Raw genomic sequence first — 1,703 nt, forward strand, 5'->3', positions numbered from 1 at the left:
CCCCGAGGACGTCGACCTCGCCGCATGACCACAGCAAGCCAAACCACCCCAAACCAAGCCTGGGCGCCTTGCCGAAACACATAGAGGCACCCCCCGGCAACTTCGGCCACGACTTCGACTTCATGACCGGTACGTCGATGGCGGCGCCCCAGATCTCCGGCCTCGCGGCGCTCTACTTCGGCGTGCATCCCAAGTGGTCCCCGATGGCGGTGAAGTCCGCCATGATGACGACCGCCGTGGACACCAGGTCCGCGTCTGGCGGCACCAGCACGGACGTGTACGCGCAGGGTTCGGGCGAGGTCGATCCCGCCGCGATGCTCGACCCCGGCCTGGTGTACGACTCGTCCGACCGTGACTGGCTCGCGTACGAGGAGGGGCTCGGCATCGACACCGGAACCGGCACGGCCCCCGTCGCACCCAGCGACCTGAACTACCCGTCCCTCTCCGTGGACCGGCTGCTGGGATCGCGCACCCTCACCTGCACGCTGACCGCGACCCGTCCGGGCGTGTACCGGGCCGGGGTCGACCTGCCCGGCTTCCGTGTCGAGGTGAAGCCCTCCACGCTGCGGTTCACCCGCGCGGGACAGAAGGCCACGGTCGCCATCGAGCTGACCCGGACCACAGAGCCCTCCGGCACCCCCGTCACCGGGCATCTGACCTGGACCGGCAGCGGTCACGTCTCCGTACGCAGCCCGATCGTCGTCACCCCGCAGATGGTGGAGGCCCCCGACCGGGTCGCGGCGGGGCCGGGGAGCGAGGGAAGCGTCTCCTACTCGCTGACTCCCGGCACCGAGAAGCTGACGCTCACCGCCCACGCCCCGGTCGCGGGCCCCGCCGTGCAGGGCGAAGTCGACATGGCGACGGGCGGCGCGCAGGAGTACGCCATCACGATCCCCGAGGGGACCAAGGCGGGTGAGGTGCTCGCCACCACGGACACCCCCGACTCGGGCGTCGCGCTGTACGTACTGAACACCCCGACGGACGGGCAGCCCTGGACGATCGTGGCCGAGAGCGCCGGATCGGAGCACCGGCAGCACGTCACTCTCAAGGGGCTGGAACCGGGCCGGTACACCGTCTTCGTGCTGGCCGGGGACTACCACGCCGGTACGACGGCCACGCCGTTCACCCTCCAGACCAACCTCGTGGCAGCGGACTCGCCCACGACGGGCACGTTCACCGTGTCGCCGGCGAGTCCCGCCACGACACCGCTGCGGCCGATCACGGTCACCGGCCACTGGGCAGGTGTGACGAGGACCCCGGCCACCGCGTACGTGGAGTACCCGGACGGCACCGGCACACTCGTCGGCATCGGCGGCTGACCGGCCCCCGGCAGGCCTCCGGGAGGCTTCCCACCCAGGCCCCTGCGACTGCCGTGCGCGGCAGCCGCAGGGGCGACCGAGCGGCGGCGGTCGTGTTCCCCGGTACCCGTGTGTTCCAGGTACGTGTGTCATGTGTGACGCTTTCGTCCATGTCGATCATCGCAACCGTCGTGGTCCTGCTCATCGCCGCGCTCCACTGCTGCATCCTGGTCCTCGAGATGTTCCTGTGGACCGGACCCAGGGCCCGGGCCGTCTTCGGGACCACGGCCGGGTTCGCCCCCGAGACAAAGGGGGTCTTCGAAGTTGAGCGGTGCAAGGTCGGTGGCCGCTGACTGCCCGTCACGGTCTGTGATGGGTGGGGTGGTTGTCGGCCCTGGATGTAGG

General features: G+C 70.4%; 2 protein-coding genes. Both read left to right on the top strand.

Features of this window, described 5'->3' with window-relative positions:
* Positions 1-68 precede the first annotated feature (68 nt).
* Entirely contained in the window at positions 69-1,319 is a 1,251-nt protein-coding gene (locus ACFC02_RS42535) for a S8 family serine peptidase (RefSeq protein WP_376368397.1), read from the top strand.
* 149 nt (positions 1,320-1,468) lie between these two features.
* Positions 1,469-1,651 (top strand): DUF1304 family protein, encoded by a 183-nt coding sequence (locus ACFC02_RS42540; RefSeq protein WP_376368400.1) that lies wholly within the window; start codon positions 1,469-1,471, stop codon positions 1,649-1,651.
* The last annotated feature ends 52 nt before the right edge of the window (positions 1,652-1,703 follow it).

This window comes from Streptomyces sp. NPDC056160, assembly GCF_042268205.1.
Lineage (GTDB): Bacteria > Actinomycetota > Actinomycetes > Streptomycetales > Streptomycetaceae > Streptomyces.

Coding starts and splice junctions, on each gene's coding strand:
- ACFC02_RS42540 (WP_376368400.1), top strand. CDS start 1,469: ATGTCGATCATCGCAACCGTCGTGGTCCTGCTCATCGCCGCGCTCCAC.